At 71.2% G+C, this 16,876-nt stretch carries 16 protein-coding genes; 7 read left to right on the forward strand and 9 right to left on the reverse strand.

Features of this window, described 5'->3' with window-relative positions; translation table 11 throughout:
* Positions 1-7 precede the first annotated feature (7 nt).
* The 5 genes from Msi02_RS40940 to Msi02_RS40960 are packed head-to-tail and all read right to left on the reverse strand — an operon-like array spanning position 8 to position 4,988.
* The gene (locus tag Msi02_RS40940) at positions 8-940 is read right to left on the reverse strand and encodes a VOC family protein (protein WP_204053107.1); all 933 of its coding nucleotides are present in this window, start codon (positions 938-940) and stop codon (positions 8-10) included.
* Entirely contained in the window at positions 937-1,935 is a 999-nt protein-coding gene (locus Msi02_RS40945) for an amidohydrolase family protein (protein ID WP_239109280.1), read from the reverse strand. Before Msi02_RS40945 ends, Msi02_RS40940 begins: the two co-directional genes overlap by 4 nt.
* The gene (locus Msi02_RS40950) at positions 1,932-3,053 is read right to left on the reverse strand and encodes an FAD-dependent monooxygenase (protein WP_204053108.1); all 1,122 of its coding nucleotides are present in this window, start codon (positions 3,051-3,053) and stop codon (positions 1,932-1,934) included. Before Msi02_RS40950 ends, Msi02_RS40945 begins: the two co-directional genes overlap by 4 nt.
* A 7-nt stretch (positions 3,054-3,060) precedes the next feature.
* Positions 3,061-4,005, reverse strand: coding sequence for a cyclase family protein (locus Msi02_RS40955; RefSeq protein WP_204053109.1), 945 nt, complete (start codon positions 4,003-4,005; stop codon positions 3,061-3,063).
* Positions 4,002-4,988 carry a fumarylacetoacetate hydrolase family protein gene (locus Msi02_RS40960; RefSeq protein WP_204053110.1) on the reverse strand — a complete coding sequence of 329 codons (987 nt, stop codon included), beginning with the start codon at positions 4,986-4,988 and terminating at the stop codon, positions 4,002-4,004. Before Msi02_RS40960 ends, Msi02_RS40955 begins: the two co-directional genes overlap by 4 nt.
* A 106-nt stretch (positions 4,989-5,094) precedes the next feature.
* Here Msi02_RS40960 and Msi02_RS40965 point away from each other — a divergent pair, with 106 nt between their 5' ends.
* From Msi02_RS40965 to Msi02_RS40975, 3 genes are all read left to right on the forward strand, one after another.
* Positions 5,095-6,024 carry a LysR family transcriptional regulator gene (locus Msi02_RS40965; RefSeq protein WP_204053111.1) on the forward strand — a complete coding sequence of 310 codons (930 nt, stop codon included), beginning with the start codon at positions 5,095-5,097 and terminating at the stop codon, positions 6,022-6,024.
* Between the two features lie 91 nt (positions 6,025-6,115).
* Entirely contained in the window at positions 6,116-7,306 is a 1,191-nt protein-coding gene (locus Msi02_RS40970; RefSeq protein ID WP_204053112.1) for an MFS transporter, read from the forward strand.
* A 118-nt stretch (positions 7,307-7,424) separates the two neighbouring features.
* On the forward strand, positions 7,425-8,444 hold the full coding sequence (locus Msi02_RS40975; RefSeq protein ID WP_239109282.1) for a hypothetical protein: 1,020 nt from the start codon (positions 7,425-7,427) through the stop codon (positions 8,442-8,444).
* A gap of 36 nt (positions 8,445-8,480) precedes the next feature.
* On the opposite strand, the gene Msi02_RS40980 is transcribed toward Msi02_RS40975, so the two are convergent.
* On the reverse strand, positions 8,481-9,128 hold the full coding sequence (locus tag Msi02_RS40980; protein ID WP_239109283.1) for a winged helix-turn-helix transcriptional regulator: 648 nt from the start codon (positions 9,126-9,128) through the stop codon (positions 8,481-8,483).
* Between the two features lie 112 nt (positions 9,129-9,240).
* On the opposite strand from Msi02_RS40980, the gene Msi02_RS40985 reads away from it, so the two are divergent.
* The 3 genes from Msi02_RS40985 to Msi02_RS40995 are packed head-to-tail and all read left to right on the forward strand — an operon-like array spanning position 9,241 to position 10,774.
* The gene (locus tag Msi02_RS40985; protein WP_204053114.1) at positions 9,241-10,113 is read left to right on the forward strand and encodes an alpha/beta hydrolase; all 873 of its coding nucleotides are present in this window, start codon (positions 9,241-9,243) and stop codon (positions 10,111-10,113) included.
* 31 nt (positions 10,114-10,144) lie between these two features.
* Positions 10,145-10,351, forward strand: coding sequence for a DUF4287 domain-containing protein (locus Msi02_RS40990; protein WP_204053115.1), 207 nt, complete (start codon positions 10,145-10,147; stop codon positions 10,349-10,351).
* Positions 10,352-10,402: 51 nt separating this feature from the next.
* Positions 10,403-10,774 carry a cupin domain-containing protein gene (locus tag Msi02_RS40995; protein WP_079319624.1) on the forward strand — a complete coding sequence of 124 codons (372 nt, stop codon included), beginning with the start codon at positions 10,403-10,405 and terminating at the stop codon, positions 10,772-10,774.
* Positions 10,775-10,831: 57 nt separating this feature from the next.
* Here Msi02_RS40995 and Msi02_RS41000 read toward each other — a convergent pair whose 3' ends face one another.
* From Msi02_RS41000 to Msi02_RS41010, 3 genes are all read right to left on the reverse strand, one after another.
* A complete protein-coding gene (locus Msi02_RS41000; protein WP_204053116.1) occupies positions 10,832-11,863 on the reverse strand; it encodes a 3-keto-disaccharide hydrolase in 1,032 nt (343 codons plus the stop codon).
* A 133-nt stretch (positions 11,864-11,996) separates the two neighbouring features.
* Positions 11,997-14,126: a PQQ-dependent sugar dehydrogenase gene (locus tag Msi02_RS41005; RefSeq protein ID WP_204053117.1), complete on the reverse strand. Its 2,130-nt coding sequence runs from the start codon at positions 14,124-14,126 to the stop codon at positions 11,997-11,999.
* 657 nt (positions 14,127-14,783) lie between these two features.
* Positions 14,784-15,491, reverse strand: coding sequence for a sulfotransferase family protein (locus Msi02_RS41010; RefSeq protein ID WP_239109285.1), 708 nt, complete (start codon positions 15,489-15,491; stop codon positions 14,784-14,786).
* Between the two features lie 323 nt (positions 15,492-15,814).
* Here Msi02_RS41010 and Msi02_RS41015 point away from each other — a divergent pair.
* On the forward strand, positions 15,815-16,876 hold a 1,062-nt coding region (locus Msi02_RS41015), incomplete at its 3' end, for an extracellular catalytic domain type 1 short-chain-length polyhydroxyalkanoate depolymerase (protein ID WP_239109288.1).

Below are 16,876 nucleotides of genomic sequence, written 5' to 3' on the forward strand. Positions count from 1 at the left end.
ACCCCCGTCAGACCGGCGGTGCGACGAAGACGCCGCGGTCGACGTCGTTGAAGGACTCCTTGGCCACCAGCTCGTTCATCGGGTTGGCGGTGCCCCACTGGTCGGTGACCTCGGGCTGCGAGAAGTCGTAGACGTGGGGGTGCCAGGCGTCCTCGTCCAGCTCCTCCAGCTCGGTCGTGTACTCGATGGTGTTGCCATGGGGGTCGAGGAAGTAGGAGAAGGTGTTGTCGCCCGCCAGGTGCCGGCCGGGCCCCCAGATCACCCGGACTCCGGCGCGCAGCAGGCGGCCGGTGCCGTACATGTACTCGTCCAGGCCGCGCATCTCGAAGCTGATGTGGTGCAGGGAGGCGTGCGGGCCGCGGGCGATGGCCATGCTGTGGTGCTGGGGGTTGCACCGCATGAAGTGCATGACCTGTCCCATGCGGGGGTGGGCCAGCGTGTCGGACAGCGCGAATCCCAGGTGGGTCTCGTACCAGACGCGGGTGGCGTCGATGTCGGGGGAGTTCAGCACGACGTGCGACAGCCGTACGGGGACCGACTCCTTGGGCTCCAGCCTGCGGTGGGCCCGTACGGCGACGTCGGCGGAGACCTCGATCGTGCGGCCGTCGAGGTCGAAGAAGCGGAAGCCGTAGCCGCCGCCGGGAGTGGCGAGCGGGCCCGGCTCGCTGACGAGCGTGACCCCCGCCGCGCCCAGCCGCGCGGCCAGGGCGTCCACGTCGGCGGGGGTGGCGGCGCCGAAGGAGACCAGGTCGAGCCGCTTCTCCTCGGACCTGCGCAACCGGACGACGTACTGCTCGGGCGAGCCCTCGGCGGCCAGGAAGCTGACGCCGGAGTCGTTCGCGACCTCGGTCAGCCCCCAGACGCCGGAGTAGAACTCCCGCTGCGTGTCGTAGTCGGGCACGGCGAGATCCACGTGCCGCAGATGGGTGATCAGTTTCATGCGATGTCCTTGATATCGAACAGGTGGAGGGCGTTGCCGCCGCGGACGGCGTCGAGGTCCCCGGCGTCCGGCAGTGCGCCGCGCAGCCGGTCGAGCGGGTCCTCGACGCCCATGTCGAAGGGATGGTCGGAGCCGAGCACGACCTGCGAGATCCCGGCCGCCTCGACCAGGGCGCGCAGCGCCGCGGGCTCGTAGACGAGGGAGTCGAACCAGATCCGCCGCAGGTAGGCGCTGGGCGGCTCCGCGCAGCCCCGCGCCTCGGGCCGTACGCGCCAGCCGTGGTCGGCCCGGCCCACGTACGTGGGCAGGTAGCCGCCGCCGTGCGCGGCCAGCAGCCTCAGGTCCGGATGCCGGTCGAGCACACCGGAGAAGATCAGATGGGACAGCGCGACGGCGTTCTCCACCGGCTGGCCGACGATGTTGGACAGATACCAATGGTCGAGCCGCTCGTCCAGCGTGCAGCCGAACGGGTGGAGGAAGACGACCGCGCCGGTCGCCGCCGCGTGCGCCCAGAACGGCTCGTACGCCGGGTCGGACAGCTCGAGGCCGGGTGCGTGGGAGGAGATCTCCACGCCCTTCAGACCGAGGCCGAGCGCGTGGTCCAGCGCCTCCACCATGAGTCCGGGATGCTGGAGCGGGACCAGGCCGAGGCCGTGCAGCCGCCCCGGGGCCTGCGCGCAGTGCGCGGCGGTGTGCTCGTTCGCCAGCCGCCACACCGTACGCGCCAGACCTGGGTCCGCCCAGTAGTGGTAGTGCGACGGGGACGGGCTCACGATCTGCACGTCCACCCCGGCGCGGTCCATGTCGGCCAGCCGTGCCGGCACCCGGGTGAGCCTCGCGAGACGCTCGGAGATCATGCGCCCGGAGACCTCCAGGGACTCGGGGCCGTTGCGGCGCGCGTCCAGTTCCCGGTGCTCCGCGTGGCCGGGCCGCCCGGCGACGGCCTGCTCGATCTCCGGCAGCAGCACGTGCGCGTGCGCGTCGACCGTGATCACGGCCGCTCCGTCACGAGCGCGCTCATCCGGGCCATCAGCCCGGGCAGGTCCGCGTCCGGCACGGGGTTCAGCTGCCAGTCGGCCAGCTGCACGGACGCCTCGACCACGGCCTTCACCCGTTCGTGACGGCGGTCCATGAACGCGTCGAACAGCGACTGGTCGAGCCGGTCGGCGGCCAGCAGCAATTCGGCCAGGACGGCGGCGTCCTCCAGGCACTGCGCCGCCCCCTGGGCGAGGGTGGGCGGGCAGGCGTGCGCGGCGTCGCCGACGAGCACGACGCGGCCGCGGTTCCACGGGCGGTCCACCAGCAGCGACTCGAACCAGGTGTAGTTGATGCGGTCCGGGTCGGTGATGTCCTCGCGGATCTCGGTCCAGGCCCCGCCGTATCCCTCGGCGAGCTCCCGCATGTGCGCGACCTTGTCGCCGACCGCCTCCCTGGGCCTGGCCTTCTCCACCAGGTAGGCGTACATCGTGTCCTGGCCGGTCGGGCAGTATCCGGCGATGAAGCAGGGGCCGCCGTAGATCAGGTCGGTGCGCTCGACCCCGGCGGGGCGGCGGGTGTGGACGCGCCAGATGCCCATGCCGGTCGGCCGCGGGGCGACGTCGATTCCGATCAGGGCGCGCACCGCCGAGCGGATGCCGTCGGCTCCCATCACCAGGTCGTACGCGCCGGTGGTGCCGTCGGACAGCCGCACCTCCACCTGGTCGCCGGTGTCGGTCAGCGCCTCGGCGGTCACCCCGAACCTGGTCCGCGCCCCGGCCTCGCGTACGGCGTCGGCGAGGACGGCGGCCAGTTCGGGGCGGTTCATGCCGAGCGTGGCGGGCAGGCCGGGACCGCCGGTGCGCGCGTCGGGGATCTCCGCGAGCAGCGTGCCGTCGGGGGCGCGCAGCCCGAGCGAGTCGAACGGGAAGCCCGCGGCGACGATCCGCTCCCACACCCCGAGGTCGCGCAGCACCCGCAGCGCGTTGCCCTGCAGGGTGATGCCCGAGCCGAGCGCGGTGGTCGCGGGCTGGATCTCCGCGATGTCCACGGCGACCCCGGCACGGGCGAGCAGGATCGCCAGGGCCGATCCGGCGGTGCCGCCGCCGACGATGAGGACGTTGCCTACTGCTGGCATGAGGGACTCACTTGATCGCGAGGGGGTTGACGGGGGAGCCGACCGCGCCCGTGATCGGGAGCGGGGCGGCGGCGAGGAAGAACTCGTACACGCCGTCGTCGGCGCAGTGGTCGGCGAGCGCGTCCAGGTCCCACATCTCGCCGACGAGCAGGCCGATGTGCGGGATGGCCACCTGGTGCAGCGGCTGGAAGGCGCCCTCGAACTCGTTGGGGCGCACCTCGAAGCCCCACGTGTCGGTGGCGATGGCCGCGATCTCGGTGCGGTGCAGCCAGCCGGCGCTCCAGAACGACAGGCCGGGGGCAGGGCCGCCGGCGTAGTCGCCCCAGCCCTCCCTCCTTGCCCTGGTCAGCTGCCCGGTCCGTACGCACACGATGTCGCCGCGGCCGACCGTGACGCCGTGCGCCGCGGCCGTGGCGTTCAGGTGCTCCTCGGTGATCGCGAATCCGTCCGGCAGTTCCCCGCCGCCGATCACGCGCCCCACGTCGAGCAGCACGCCGCGGCCGGCGACCGGCGCGGCCATGTGCTCGATGCCGGTGACCTGGTCGCCCTCGCTGGTGACGACCCGGTCGGCGGGCCGGCCGTTCCAGGCCCTGCCGTGGTCGAAGATGTGGCCGAGGCCGTCCCACTGGGTGGAGCACTGCAGGGGCATCGCGATGACGTCGTCCGCGCCGCCGAATCCGTGCGGGAACCCCTGGTCGCCGTGGACCGCGTCCACCCCGGTGTCCAGCATCGTGTGCACCGGGTTGGTGCGGCGCCGCCAGCCCTTCTGCGGGCCGTTCATGTCGAACCGCTGGGCCAGCGAGAACGACACGCCCGTGCGGGCGCACGCCGCGCCCTCCCGGCGCTTGGCCTCGTCGATGAAGTTGACCGTGCCGAGCACGTCGTCGGAACCCCAGCGGCCCCAGTTGGAGTGTTTCGCCGCGGCGTCGGCGATCGCGTTCTCCGGTGTCATGCCGCCTCGCTCACACAGCGGTTGCGCTGGACGCCCAGCCCGGTGATCGTGCCCTCCATCACGTCGCCCGGCCGCAGCAGCCGGCCCCAGTGCATGCCGTTGCCGGCCGGGCTGCCGGTCAGCACCAGGTCGCCGGGCAGCAGTTCGACGGTCTGCGAGGCGTACGACACCAGCCGCGCCACGTCGAAGATCATGTCCTTGGTGGTCTCGTCCTGCATGACCTTCCCGTTGAGCCGGAGCGTCACCCGCAGGTTCCCGGGGTCGCCGACGAAGGCGGCCGGCACCAGGTAGGGCCCGAGCGGGGTGAACGTCGGGGCGTTCTTCGCCCGCAGCCAGTCGGTGCCGATCTCCGGCATGTCGCGGCGGAACACCACCTCGCGGGCGGTGACGTCGTTGGCGATCGTGTACGCGGCGACGTGCTCCAGGGCGTGCTCGGAGGGCACCCGGAAGGCCGGGCGGCCGATCACCGCCGCCAGCTCCAGCTCCCAGTCGGGCTTGGTGCACCAGGCCGGGATGACCACGTCGTCGTACGGGCCGGTCACCGAGGAGGGCAGGCCGATGAACACGTACGGCTGGTCCTCGGCCGCGCGGCGGTCCATCATCGCGGCGGTCTCGGCCCGCACCTGTTCGGCGGGTCGGCCGCCCTCGGGCTCGTGCGCCACCGCCAGGTCGATCACATGGGTGCGGTAGTTGGCGCCGGACTGCAAGATCTGCCGGGGCTCGACCGGCGCGTGCACCCGCTGGTCCGCCAGCGGCAGCCGTTCTCCGGGCGTCTGTGCCGCCTGCCGAAGCAGCGGCAGGACCTCGTCCCAGCGCTCCAGCAGCGCCCGCGTGCTGCCGTACGTCGCGAGCGCGGGGACGGTGCGCAGGTCCAGGACGTGATCGCCGATGATCAGGCCGGGGAAGGCCGCGCTGCCGGAAAAGGCGCGGGCGGAGAAGGTGCCGAGCGCGAACGGGCCGGCAAGGGGCGGGGATGCTTCCACGAGGTTTCCTCCCGGTGCGGTGCCCTTAACCTTGGACCTGACGGAATGATTTGGGAAATCGATTCTTTAGATCTGGTCAATCCATGCAATGGATAGTGAGGGCGCCGTGAACCTCGAGAGGCTCGACCTCAACCTCCTGGTCGCCCTGTGCGCCCTGCTGGAGGAGCGCAACGTGACCCGGGCGGGCGCGCGGATCGGGCTGAGCCAGCCCGCGACGAGCGCCGCCCTGGCCAGGCTCCGCCGCCACTTCGGCGACGAACTGCTGGTCAGGCAGGGCAACCGCTACGAGCTGACGCCCCTCGGCACCGCCCTGCGCGCTCCCGCCGCGAACGCCTACGCGATGCTGGAGCGGCTGTTCACCAGCCGCGCGGACTTCAACCCGGCAACCGAGCGGCACGAGTTCACCCTGCTGTCCTCCGACTACGCGATCGCCGTCTTCGGCGCGGAACTCGCCCGCGTCCTGCACGCCGAGGCGCCCGGCGTACGGCTGCACTTCCTCCCCGCGTCGCCCGGCATCGTGGAGAACGCCGACTCCACCCTCGGCGGGGTGGACGGGATGCTGATGCCACACGGCGTGATCAGCGACTTCCCGGCGGTGGAGCTGTACCGCGACGAGTGGGTCTGCCTGGTCTCCGCCGACAACCCGGACGTAGGGGAGCGGCTCACGATGGACGACCTGGCCCGGCTGCCGTGGGTGGTCTACCAGCGGCCGTTCGACGCCCCGGTGGCCCGTCAGTTGTCCATGCTCGGGCTGGAACCGCACGTGGACGTGTCCGTGCACAGCTTCCAGCTCCTGCCGAGCCTGGTGGCGGGCACCCGCAGGATCGCACTGATCCAGCGGCGCCTGGCCGGCCTGCTGCGCGACCTCGCCCCGGTCCGCGCGCTGCCCTGCCCGTTCCCGGCCGTGCCGCTGCAGGAGGCCCTGTGGTGGCACCCCGTCCACACGCACGACGCCGCCCACATCTGGCTGCGCGAGACCGCCGCCCGGGTGGGCGCCGACCTGCCCGCGCTGCCGGGCCATCCACCGGATGGATGACGACCATCGGCACTTTCCGTCTTCCGCGCACCGCGCCGGATGTCTGACAGTGATGCCACCCACTTCCCCGCGACATCCAGCGAGGCCCCGCATGTCCCAATCGGTCTCCGCCACGCGGGCGGGTCTGCCCCAGCTCATCGTGCTGCTCGTCGGGAGCTGCATGCCCGTGCTCGGGGCCGTCCTGCTCTCCCCGGTCCTGCCCCGCATGAGCGAGCACTTCGCCGCCACGCCGGGCGCCGCCGTCCTGGTCCCGGTCGTCCTGACCGTTCCCGCGCTGTTCGTCGCGCTGGGGGCGCCCTTCGCCGGCGCCATCGCGGACCGGTTCGACCGCAAGCGGCTGCTGATCGTCGCCATGGTCGCCTACTCGGTCTTCGGCACCGCGCCGCTCTACCTGGACTCGCTCCAGGCCATCCTGGTCAGCCGGGTGCTCGTCGGCGTGTGCGAGGCGGCCATCATGACCTGCTGCACCACCCTGATCGCCGACTACTGGTCCGGGCCCCGCCGGGCCCGCTACCTCGGCATGCAGACCCTCGCCACCACCGTCGCCGCGACCGTCTTCTTCGCGCTCGGCGGCCTGCTCGGCGCCGGAGGCTGGCGCACGCCCTTCTGGATGTACGCCGCCGCCGCGCTCACCGCGATCCCCATGGCGTTCCTGCTGTGGCAGCCCGCCGCCTCCCGCCACGAGGACCGGCAGCCCTGGCCCTGGCGCGCCCTCGCCCTGCCCTCCCTGGTGACGGTCGGCGGAGGAGTCGTCTTCTACACGCTGATTGTGCAACTGTCGTACGTGCTGGACGGGGCGGAGGTCGCCGACACCGCCGCCATCGGCGGCGTCACCGCGCTGATGTCCCTGGCGACCGCCGTCGGGGCAGGCCTGTTCGCCAAGGCCGCGGGCCGCGGCGCGCGGGCGCTGCTCGTCGCGGAGTTCGCGCTGTCCGGGCTCGGGCTGCTGCTGATCTTCGCTACCGGGTCCGTGCCCGTGATCGTCGCGGGTGCCGTGCTCACCGGGTTCGCCACCGGGCTGCTGCTGCCGACCCTGCTCACGTGGGCGGTCGGCGGGCTGCCGTTCGCGCGGCGGGGCCGCGGCACCGGGCTGTGGACCGCCGCTTTGTTCCTCGGCGAGTTCCTTTCCCCGTTGCTCGTCAGCGCCCTTACCGCGTTGACCGGAGGACTCGGCGCGTCCCTCGCGGTGATCGGCGTCGCGTCGCTGGCGCTGGCCGCCCTGGTCGCCACCGTCCTGACCGTCCCGGCGTCACCCCTCGACGCCGCCGTCACCGCGGATTAGCCGGTTCCCCGCCCGCACTGGTGCCGGACGCTCCTCGCCCGGTTCAATTCGAACCGGGATCGTCGGCGTCGGTTCGGGAGGGTATGTGCCGGTGTTCGCGTGTGCGGGTTGCGAAGCCGTGCTGACCTCGCCCGTGGTGCGGGTCGCGCTTCCCGACCACGCCCACCAGACGTACGGCCATGAACTGCTTCCCGCTCTCATGGAATCGGGGACGTACGCCGTGGACCCGGAGCCTTCCGGATGGCCCTGGCGGCCCTGGGAGGAGATCGATGAGCGGGAAGCCGAGGGCCGGGGCGTGTACGCGCCGCTGTACTCCCTGTCGTACGGGCCATCGGGAGCGATCGCGGTCTCGCCGGGCGACGTCCGCGGGACCGTTCTGATTCCCCAGCGGTGTGACGGCCTCTGCTGCGGCCTGGATGGCAGGAACGGCCCGAACCTGGCCTGTGAGCAGTGCGGACGAGAAGTGGCGACCCGGGTCGACGACTGCTCGTACTGGCATGTGGTGTGGCTGGATCCGCGGGCGGTTCGCGCCGTCGGCGTCGCCGGGCCCGAGCGTCGAGTGCTCGCCTGGGGGGAACTGCGCGACGAAGAGGCGGAAATTCCGGCGATCGAGCCGATCGGGGCGTGGAGCCCGGTGTGGGAGGCCGCGGTCGCGGCGGCGCTGGCCCGTCTCCTGGTGGCGTCCGGCGGTGCGCGGGTGGCCGTGCCCGCCGGCGCCGTCGCCGACGTGTTCCGTCCGGGGCTCGACGTGCTGCTTCCGCCGGGGCCACCGATGAGGAGCCTGTCCCTGGCGGGGCCGGGGCTGCCCGCCGCGACCTCGGACATCGTCCTGGTCCCGCGGCATCCGCAGACGGGTGAGGCGTGGCCATACGGTGCGGGGGTGCCGGTGCCGCTGAGCGCAGAGGTGTGGACGTATCTGGCCTTCCATGACGATCGGCGACTCATCGCCGTTTCGCGCGGGCGGGCCGGCGACGCCTGCCGCGACTCTCTTCCACCGCTGCTGCCGTTTCGCCCGTTCCGGCCTGACTGGGATGTGTTCCTCGACACGCTGGCACGGCTGCCGGAGGTTCGTGAGCCGTGGCTGCGTGCGATCTACGACCGTGTGAAGAACGGCCGATACAGCGCCCCCTTCCTGTGATGTCCGGGGGACCGTCTTCGCGCGATGCCGTCCGGGTCAGAAGCGGAACGTCTCGACGAATCGGTGGAGAAGCGCGGGATCACCCTGCACTCGTACGCTGCCGTCGGCGAGTGCTTGGCCGGGAGTCGTGGCGCCGGTCATCAGGGCGTGGATCCCTCGGTCGTTCAGCCTCTCGACGACGAGGTCCGGGGCGGGGTGCGGGCCGATGCCGACCGTCAGTGCCCCGTCGGTGATCTGTAGGCGGAGGGTGAAGTCGCCCATGCGGACCTCGTAGCCGACGGTCATTTCCCGGGCTGCTTCCGGGCGGTAGGTGGTGCGGAAGGCCATGGCGACCGACTCGGGGGTGACGACCTCGCCGGCACGGGGCTCGGTCATGGTCTTGGCACCCCAGCGGCCCAGCGCGATCAGTGCCGGTTCGAGCTCACGTCCGTAGTCGGTGAGCTCGTAGACGACCGCGCGCTCGGGGTGCGGCAGCGCGCGGCGGAGGACCAGGCCCGCCTCTTCGAGTTGTCTGAGGCGGGCCGAGAGGATGTTGGTCGGGATGGAACGCAGGCCCTTGTGCAGGTCCGTGTAGCGCAGGGGTCCCGACAGCAGGTCGCGGACGATCAGCAGGGTCCAGCGTTCGCCGACCATTTCCATCGCACGGGCCAGGCCGCAGAACTGTCCGTACTCACGAGCCGCCATGCTGCAGATCCTACCGCGAACTTCAGTTGACAAAGCACGCTTGTAAAAGACAAGCTTGCTGCTCGTTCGGCCGTTCGGCCGATCCACCTGGTGTCATCCGAGGAGTGAACGCATGACCACGCGGAAGGTCGTCGCCGGGCCGTTCGTCTCGCTGGACGGCGTCGAGACCAGGACGCTGCACGTTCCCGGCGCGCGCCTGCACTACGAGGTCCGGGGAACGGGACCGCTGCTGCTGATGATCCCCGGCGCGCCCGCCGACGCCGGGGCGCTGGCCGGGCTCGCCGCGACCCTGTCCGACCGCTACACCGTCGTCACCTACGACCAGCGCGGCCTGTCCCGCAGCACCCTGACGGGACCGCCCATCGACCAGGACGTCAGGGTCTTCAGCGAGGACGCCTACCGCCTGCTGGCCGCACTGGGCGACGAGCCTGCCCACGTGCTGGGCAACAGCGGCGGCGCGCTCACCGCCCTTGACCTGGCGGTGCGCCACCCCGAACGGGTGCGCGCCCTGGTCGTGCACGAGCCGCCGATCCCCGAACTGCTGCCCGACCGCGAGCACTGGCGGGCGGCGTTCCAGGACGTGTACGACACCTACCGCGACCAGGGCGCGGGCGTGGCGATGGGTAAGTTCATCGCCACCGTCGACGGGGAGAACAGCGCTCCTCCCGCGATGCCCGATCCTGCCCAGATGCCGCCCGAGGCGCTGGAGATGATGGGCCGCGTCCAGGGCAACCTCGACCACTTCCTGGCCCACGTGCTGCTGCCCGTGCTGCGCTTCGAGCCCGACATCGCCGCGCTGCGCTCCGGTCCCGTGCCGGTCGCCGTCGGCGTCGGAGCGGCATCGCGCGACGGCGTGCCCGCGATGTCGGCCCGGGTGCTGGCCGAACGGCTCGGCGTCGAGCCGCTCGTCTTCCCCGGCGACCATCAGGGCCTGGCGCTCGACGTCGCCGCCTGCGCCGATATCATCCACGCGGCCCTCGCCTGACACCCTTCCAGCAGCAGAAAGGACCCGGGACATGACCACGCCGGCAAACGGCCCCGCCAGCTACTTCCCCGCGATCGAGAAGAAGTACGGCCGTCCCGTCCAGGAATGGATCGACCTCATCAACTCCTCGCCCCTGACCAAGCACATGGAACTCGTCGGCTGGCTCAAGTCCGAACACGGTCTCGGGCACGGCCACGCCAACGCGCTGGTCGCCCACACCCTCGCCGGCAGGAAATAGGCCGGCCGGCATTCGCGCCGTACGATTCCGACGATTGGGACCTGATCGACGATGAACCGACACGACAGATCGTTCACCGGCACCCCGCGCGTGGTGCGCGCGGCGGCCCTGGCCGACGCCGACCTCGATCCGGACCCGCTCGACCCCGCCCAGGTCGTGTCCGGAGCCCCTGAGGTCCGTCACCTGGAGCTGGCGTCGGGCACGGACCTGGCGGTCGGCGTCTGGCAGCACGGCCCGGGCGTAAGCACCGACACCGAGGCGGACGAGGTCTTCGTCGTGCTCGGCGGCAGCGCGACGATCGAGGTCGAGGGCGGCCCGGTGCTCGACGTGGGCCCGGGCGACGTCGTCCTGATGCCCGGTGGCGCGCGCACCGTGTGGACGGTGCACGAGACGCTCCGCAAGGTGTACGCGGTGCGGCCCTGACCACCTCACCAGGTTCGCGGCGGCCTCGGCCGTGTGCCCGGGGCCGCCGCGCGCCGGTCAGCGAGTCTCGGTGAGGTCGCGCACGCGGATGTCGCGGAACGCGACGACCGAGGCGCCGTCGTGGTTCTGCAGCCCGACGTAGCCGCGCTCGAACTGCCGGCCGCTCGTACCGGGATCCGCCGGACGCCCGGGGAACGGTATGCCGGGGACGTTGTCGAACTCGTTGATCACCTCGCCGTTGCGGATCACCGTGTAGTGCTGTCCGACCACTCGGATCTCCAGGTCGTTCCACACGCCCTTGGCGGTCGGCCTGGCGTGGGCGAGGTCGAGGTCGGCGAACCCGTACACCGATCCCGTCTTGCGCGGGTCGTCACCGCCGCCTTCCGGGGTGTCGTTGATCTGGATCTCGTGGCCGCAGTTGACCGCGACCCAGGCCGGGTCGCTCGTCTTGCACTCGGGGTTGGCCGCGGGGTCCACGCCGGGGAAGCGGACGAACACGCCGCTGTTGGAGCGAGCGTCTCCGGCCCGCTCGTCCCGGAACTTCAGGCGCAGCGAGAAGTCGCCGAACCGCTCCGCCGTGTACCAGAGCAGGCCGAGGCCGCCCCCGGCGGGCGAGTTCACGGTCACCACGGATCCGTCGTCGCGCAGGGCGAAGCCCCGGCCGCCGACGTACCCCCATTTCTCGAAGGACGCCCGCGTCCCGTCGAAGATCGTCCGGTATGGGCTCGGGCCGTTCGGCCGCCCGATGCCGGACCGGGCCGCGGTTTTCATGAGCGTCGCCCGCTCCTGGGCACTGATCACCCCGGAGCCGGTGAGAGCCCGGGTGATCTTGCCGACATGAGCGACGAACGCGCCGTGGTCGCTCCATGCCTTCTCGTCGTCGACGAGGTCGTTGACGGTGCAGCCTCCCGCGGCGGTCCTGTTCGGGACACCGCTGTCGGCGTCCAGGAACCGGACCGTGGGCCTGGCGTCGGGAGCGGTGCACGACGCCTGCTCGGCGGTCGCCGGCGGAGCCGCCACACTCGTCGTGACGGCCATGGCGGCGAGCAGACTCCCGGTGAGCGCCGCCGCTCTTATCTGTGTACGCATGTCGGGGTTCCTCCCTGTGGCTGGACGGCGGATCGCGGGCCGTGACGGCCCGCGTGACTTCAGCGGGAGCCGGGGCGGACCGCCCCGCCGGCGCTCACACCGGCGGGGATGGACCCGCCCCGGCCGCCTGCCGTCACCCGGCCGGCTTCAGCACCACCTCGTCACTGCCGGACAGCGCCGGCAGCCCGTCGGCGCCCGGGTCGGTGTAGGTGGCGGCGAAGACACCGGAGAGGTTGTCGTTCGCCGGGTCGTGTCCCGAGGGCACGGTGGTCGTGATGCTGCCGGTGCATCCGCTCGCGGTCGTCTGCGGGTGCCCGTGCTGGTCGTGCCCGAGGATGTAGGTCACCTGAACGCGGGAGCAGTCCACCGGCTGGTCGTCGGTCACCTTGACCTCGAACTGCACGACGTCGCCGAAGTGGAACGGCTGCCCCTCGACCGGCTTGACGAACTCGACGACCGGCGCCTGGTTCCCGACCACGACCTCGACCTCGGCCGTGGCCGAGCGCCCGCGCTGGGGGCCGCCCACGTCGGTCACCTTCAGCGTCGCGCGGTAGACGCCGTTCTCCTGGTAGGTGAAGGTCGGGTTGGCCTCGCGCGAGTCCACCTTGCCGTCGGCGTCGAAGTCCCAGGCGTACTGGAGCCGGTCGCCGTCGGCGTCCGCGGTGCCCTCGCTGGAGAACGCGACGGTGAGCGGCGCCTTGCCATTGGTCTTGTTCGCCGACGCCTTCGGGGCCGGCGAGTGGTTGCCGTTCTCCCCGATGTAGTCGATGCGGGCCAGCTGCGCGTCCGGGTTCTGCGAGAAGTAGCCGTCGCCGTACTCCAGGACGTAGAGCGCGCCGTCCGGGCCGAACTCCATATCCATGGCGTTGTCGAAGGTGAACGACGGCAGGACGGACTCGATCTTCGCGAGCTTGCCGTCCGCGTCCAGGCGCATGCCCTTCACCCAGTCACGCGACCACTCGTAGAGCAGCGGCACTCCGTCGTAGTACTCCGGCCAGGCCACCGGGCTGCGCCCCTGGGTCGCCTTCTTGTCGTAGTGGTAGACGGGGCCGCCCATCGGGGAGATGCCGCCCGTGCCGAGCTCGGGGAACTCGGCGGACGCGCCGTAGGTGTACCACACGTCCGGCTGCTCGACCGGGGGAAGCTCACGCAGGCCGGTGTTGTGCGGAGAGTCGTTCACCGGGGCCGCACAGTCGAAGGGCGCGCCGGACTTGCCGGTGGCGAAGTCGAAGTCCACATAGGGGAGCTTGGCGGTCGCGCAGTACGGCCAACCGTAGTTGGACGCCTTGCGGATGACCGTCCACTTGCCGGTGCCGGCCGGCCCGCGGTTCGGGCTGGCGCGGTTCGCGTCCGGAGAGTAGTCGCCGACGTAGAGGTCGCCGTTCTCCTTGTTGATCTCGATACGGAAGGGGTTGCGCAGCCCCATCGCATAGATCTCAGGCCGGGTCTTCGCGGTGCCCGGCTTGAACAGATTGCCCTCGGGGATCGTGTAGCCGCCGCCGTCCTTGGGCTTGACGCGCAGGATCTTGCCGCGCAGGTCGTTGGTGTTGCCGGCGCTGCGCTGCGCGTCGTACGCCGGGTTGCGGCCCGGCCGCTCGTCGATGGGGGTGTAGCCGTCGGACGCGAAGGGGTTGGTGTCGTCGCCCGTGGACAGGTAGAGGTTGCCCTCGGCGTCGAAGACGATGTCGCCGCCGACGTGGCAGCAGATGCCCCGGTCGACCGGGACGTCGAGGATCTTCTGCTCGCTCGCCAGGTCGATCCGGCCCTTGGTGAACTCGAAGCGGGAGAGCCGGATCAGGCCCTTGAAGCGCTCCCAGTCCGACGCGGTGCCCTGGTTGGGGGCGTCGCCCTCGTTCACGTCGGGCGTCTTCGGGTCGTCGACGGGGGTGTTCAGCGGGGGCGAGTAGTAGAGGTAGACCCAGTTGTTGCCCTTGCCGAAGTTCGGGTCGAGCGCGATGCTCTGCAGGCCCTCCTCGTCGTGCTGGTACACGTCGATGGTGCCGGCCTTCGTGTTGAGGCCGGTCGCCGGGTCGTGCATCCAGACCGTTCCGGCGCGGGTGGTGTGCAGAACCCGGCCGTCGGGCAGGACGGCGAGATCCATGGGCTCGCCGGGGGTGTCGTTGAGAGTCACCTTCTGGAAGGCGGATTCCGGGGGCGCCGGACTCTCCTGCGCCGCCGCGATCGACGGCGTGGTCAAGAGGCCCGTCATAACGGCGGCCGCTGCCGCCGCCATCAGCCTGGTCCTCGTGGAGGTACCGTTCACGTGATGCTTCTCCTTGGCCGGAGGGCGTCAGATGGGTGGCCGGGCCGCCACCCGTGCCGCGGCAACGGCAGGGAAGCGTGACGGTCCGGCCGCTCGATGAGGGGAAGACGCGCCCGCGCCGAAGCCGGCGAGGGCAGGGCCACGGAGGTCGCACTCGGAAGTGGTCGCCAGGGCGGCCGCACGCATCGTCCCTCTCGTGAGGACGCGTGCGCCGAACGCGTCGTGATCGAACACTGAGTCGAACACTGAATCGAACGCTGCCTGGCTCAGTCGGCGTGCCACCGCCGTCGAGCGCGAGACGCCCACATTGTTACGGCCGTGCAACAGCACGGTCAATACCGCGCTTTGACTTTGACGGCTGACCGCTCGGTCAGGTGCCGGCGCGAGACCGGGCCGGTGTTATGAGTACTGAAACACCTACTTTCGTTGACATTGGGCATAAGTTCGATCTAGCGTCGCAAAACATGTGATCGATACGACAGAAGTCGTACCGGAGGTTGATCGACTCACCACAGTAGGTAGTCAAGGCTTGGCGTGTCGCCCGGGGCGTACGCCCGGTCGCCCGCTTCCCGTCGCGCCGAGACGGCGAGCTGGCGAGTGCCACCCGGGCGGCGGAACCGGGCGACACGCCCACTCCTGCCGCCTCCGGGCGCGCCGTCAGCCTCCGCGCGGGAAGGGCACGTGGACCCGGCCCTCGGTGTGCATGAGCTCGAACATCCTCCGGAGCGACGCGGCGTCGTTGAGGTGCGGGAACGGGGCGCTCGGGGGAGCGGTGACCCCGAGGAAGGCGCACAGCGGTCCCCAGCCCTCGCGCACGTCGAAGACCAGGAGCCGCTCGGCGGGAATGGCGGCCAGCACCGCGGCGACGTGCCGGTGGTAGGCCGCGACGGCCCGCTCCTCGTCCGGCGTGTGCCCCGGCCGCCAGGTCTCGCCGAAGACCGACCCGCCGATCCGCTCGAAGAGCGGCCGGAGGCTCGTCATCGCGGCGACGACGGGACGGATGGCCTCGGGCGCCTCGTCCTCCCGCATCGGTTCGCGCGGGCCGAGCGAGCCCAGCAGCCGGAAGCTGGCGTACCAGCTGTGCGGGTCGCGGACCGTGAGGACGACCTTGGCCTCCGGATAGGCCTGTGCCAGCTCCCGCCAGAAGAAGCTGGCGGGCCAGTCCACACAGGACCGGAAGCCCTCGAAGACGCGTTCCCAGTCGGCCGCCGCGCCCGCACAGACCGGCAGCCACCGCTCGGCGAGCTCCGGGCGGAGCAGGACCTCGAAGGTGTGGTAGCAGGGCCCGAAGCCGAGCTGTTCCAGGGCCGCCTTCGTCGACGTCGTTCCGGTGCGCGGAAGTCCCGCGCCGATGACCTCCAGCATGTCCAGGCTCCCGTCGTCGCCCCCGCCTGCCGACGCGGTAGACCATGCCCGCCCGCCGGGCGTTCTCACGGCGCGCCCGCGCCCTCACCGCGGCATGACGCGGCCTCCGCGATCTGACAATATTTCAGCGTCTCCATGAAACTTTCCATAAATCGCCGGTCCTCTGACGGGCCGAAGTGCTCCTGACGTCCCCCTCTTCGCCGTCGCGAATCCCGTGATGATCTGTGGCTTGAGCCGCCAGAAAGTTTTAGGCACGCTTCGGAAACATTCATGCCGCCGGGTCCGATGGGCCGGTCGGCGCAACCGGAGGAAGGACAGCTCACGTGAGACGACGCATCGTGGCCTTACTGGCCGCCGTGCTGATGCCCGTGGTCGCGGCGACCACGTTGCTGGTCACCCAACCGGCCGCCGCGGCCTCGCTGACCAGGGTGACCAGCTTCGGCAACAACCCCAGCAACCTGAACATGTACATCTACGTGCCGGACCGGGTGGCCGCCCGGCCCGCGCTGCTGGTCGCCGTCCACTACTGCACGGGCACCGCGTCGGCGCTGTTCGGCGGCTACTTCCGCGACTACGTCACCGCGGCCGACCAGTACGGGTTCATCATCGTGTTCCCGGAGGCCACGCGCAGCGGGCAGTGCTTCGACGTGTACTCGCCCCAGGCGCTGAAGCGGGGCGGCGGCAGCGACCCGGTCGGCATCATGTCGATGGTCGACTACGCCAAGTCGCGCTACAACGTGGACCCCGGCCGCGTCTACGTCAGCGGCGTCTCCTCCGGCGCGATGATGACCAACGTGCTGGCGGCCGAGTACCCGGACGTCTTCAAGGCGGGCTCGGCCTTCATGGGCGTCCCGGCGGGCTGCTTCGCCACCACCGACGGCTCCACCTGGAACAGCCAGTGCTCCGGCGGGCAGAGCATCAAGACCGCCCAGCAGTGGGGTGACCTGGCCCGCTCGATGTACCCCGGCTACAGCGGCTCGTATCCGCGCATGCAGCTGTGGCACGGCACCACCGACACGACGCTGAATTACAACAACTTCGGCGAAGAGATCAAGCAGTGGACCAACCTCAACGGCGTCAGCCAGACGCCCGCGTCCACCGACAGCCCCTCGTCGGGGTGGACCCGCACCCGGTATGGCAACACCGGCACCCAGCCGCCGGTCGAGGGCGTCAGCGTCTCCGGTCAGGGGCACTCGCTGCCCCTCAACGGCATGATCGCCTACGCGATCAACTTCCTCGGCCTCAACAGCACCACGCCGACCTCTCCGTCGCCCACGCCGTCTCCCACACCGTCGCCCACGCCGCCGGACAGCCCGTCTCCGAGCCCCTCGTCCGGCCCGAGCGGCGGCCCGCCGGCCACCACCCTCGGCGAGGCCGCGGCCCGC

Origin of the sequence: Microbispora siamensis, from assembly GCF_016863095.1 — a bacterium.
GTDB classification, from domain to species: Bacteria; Actinomycetota; Actinomycetes; order Streptosporangiales; family Streptosporangiaceae; genus Microbispora; species Microbispora siamensis.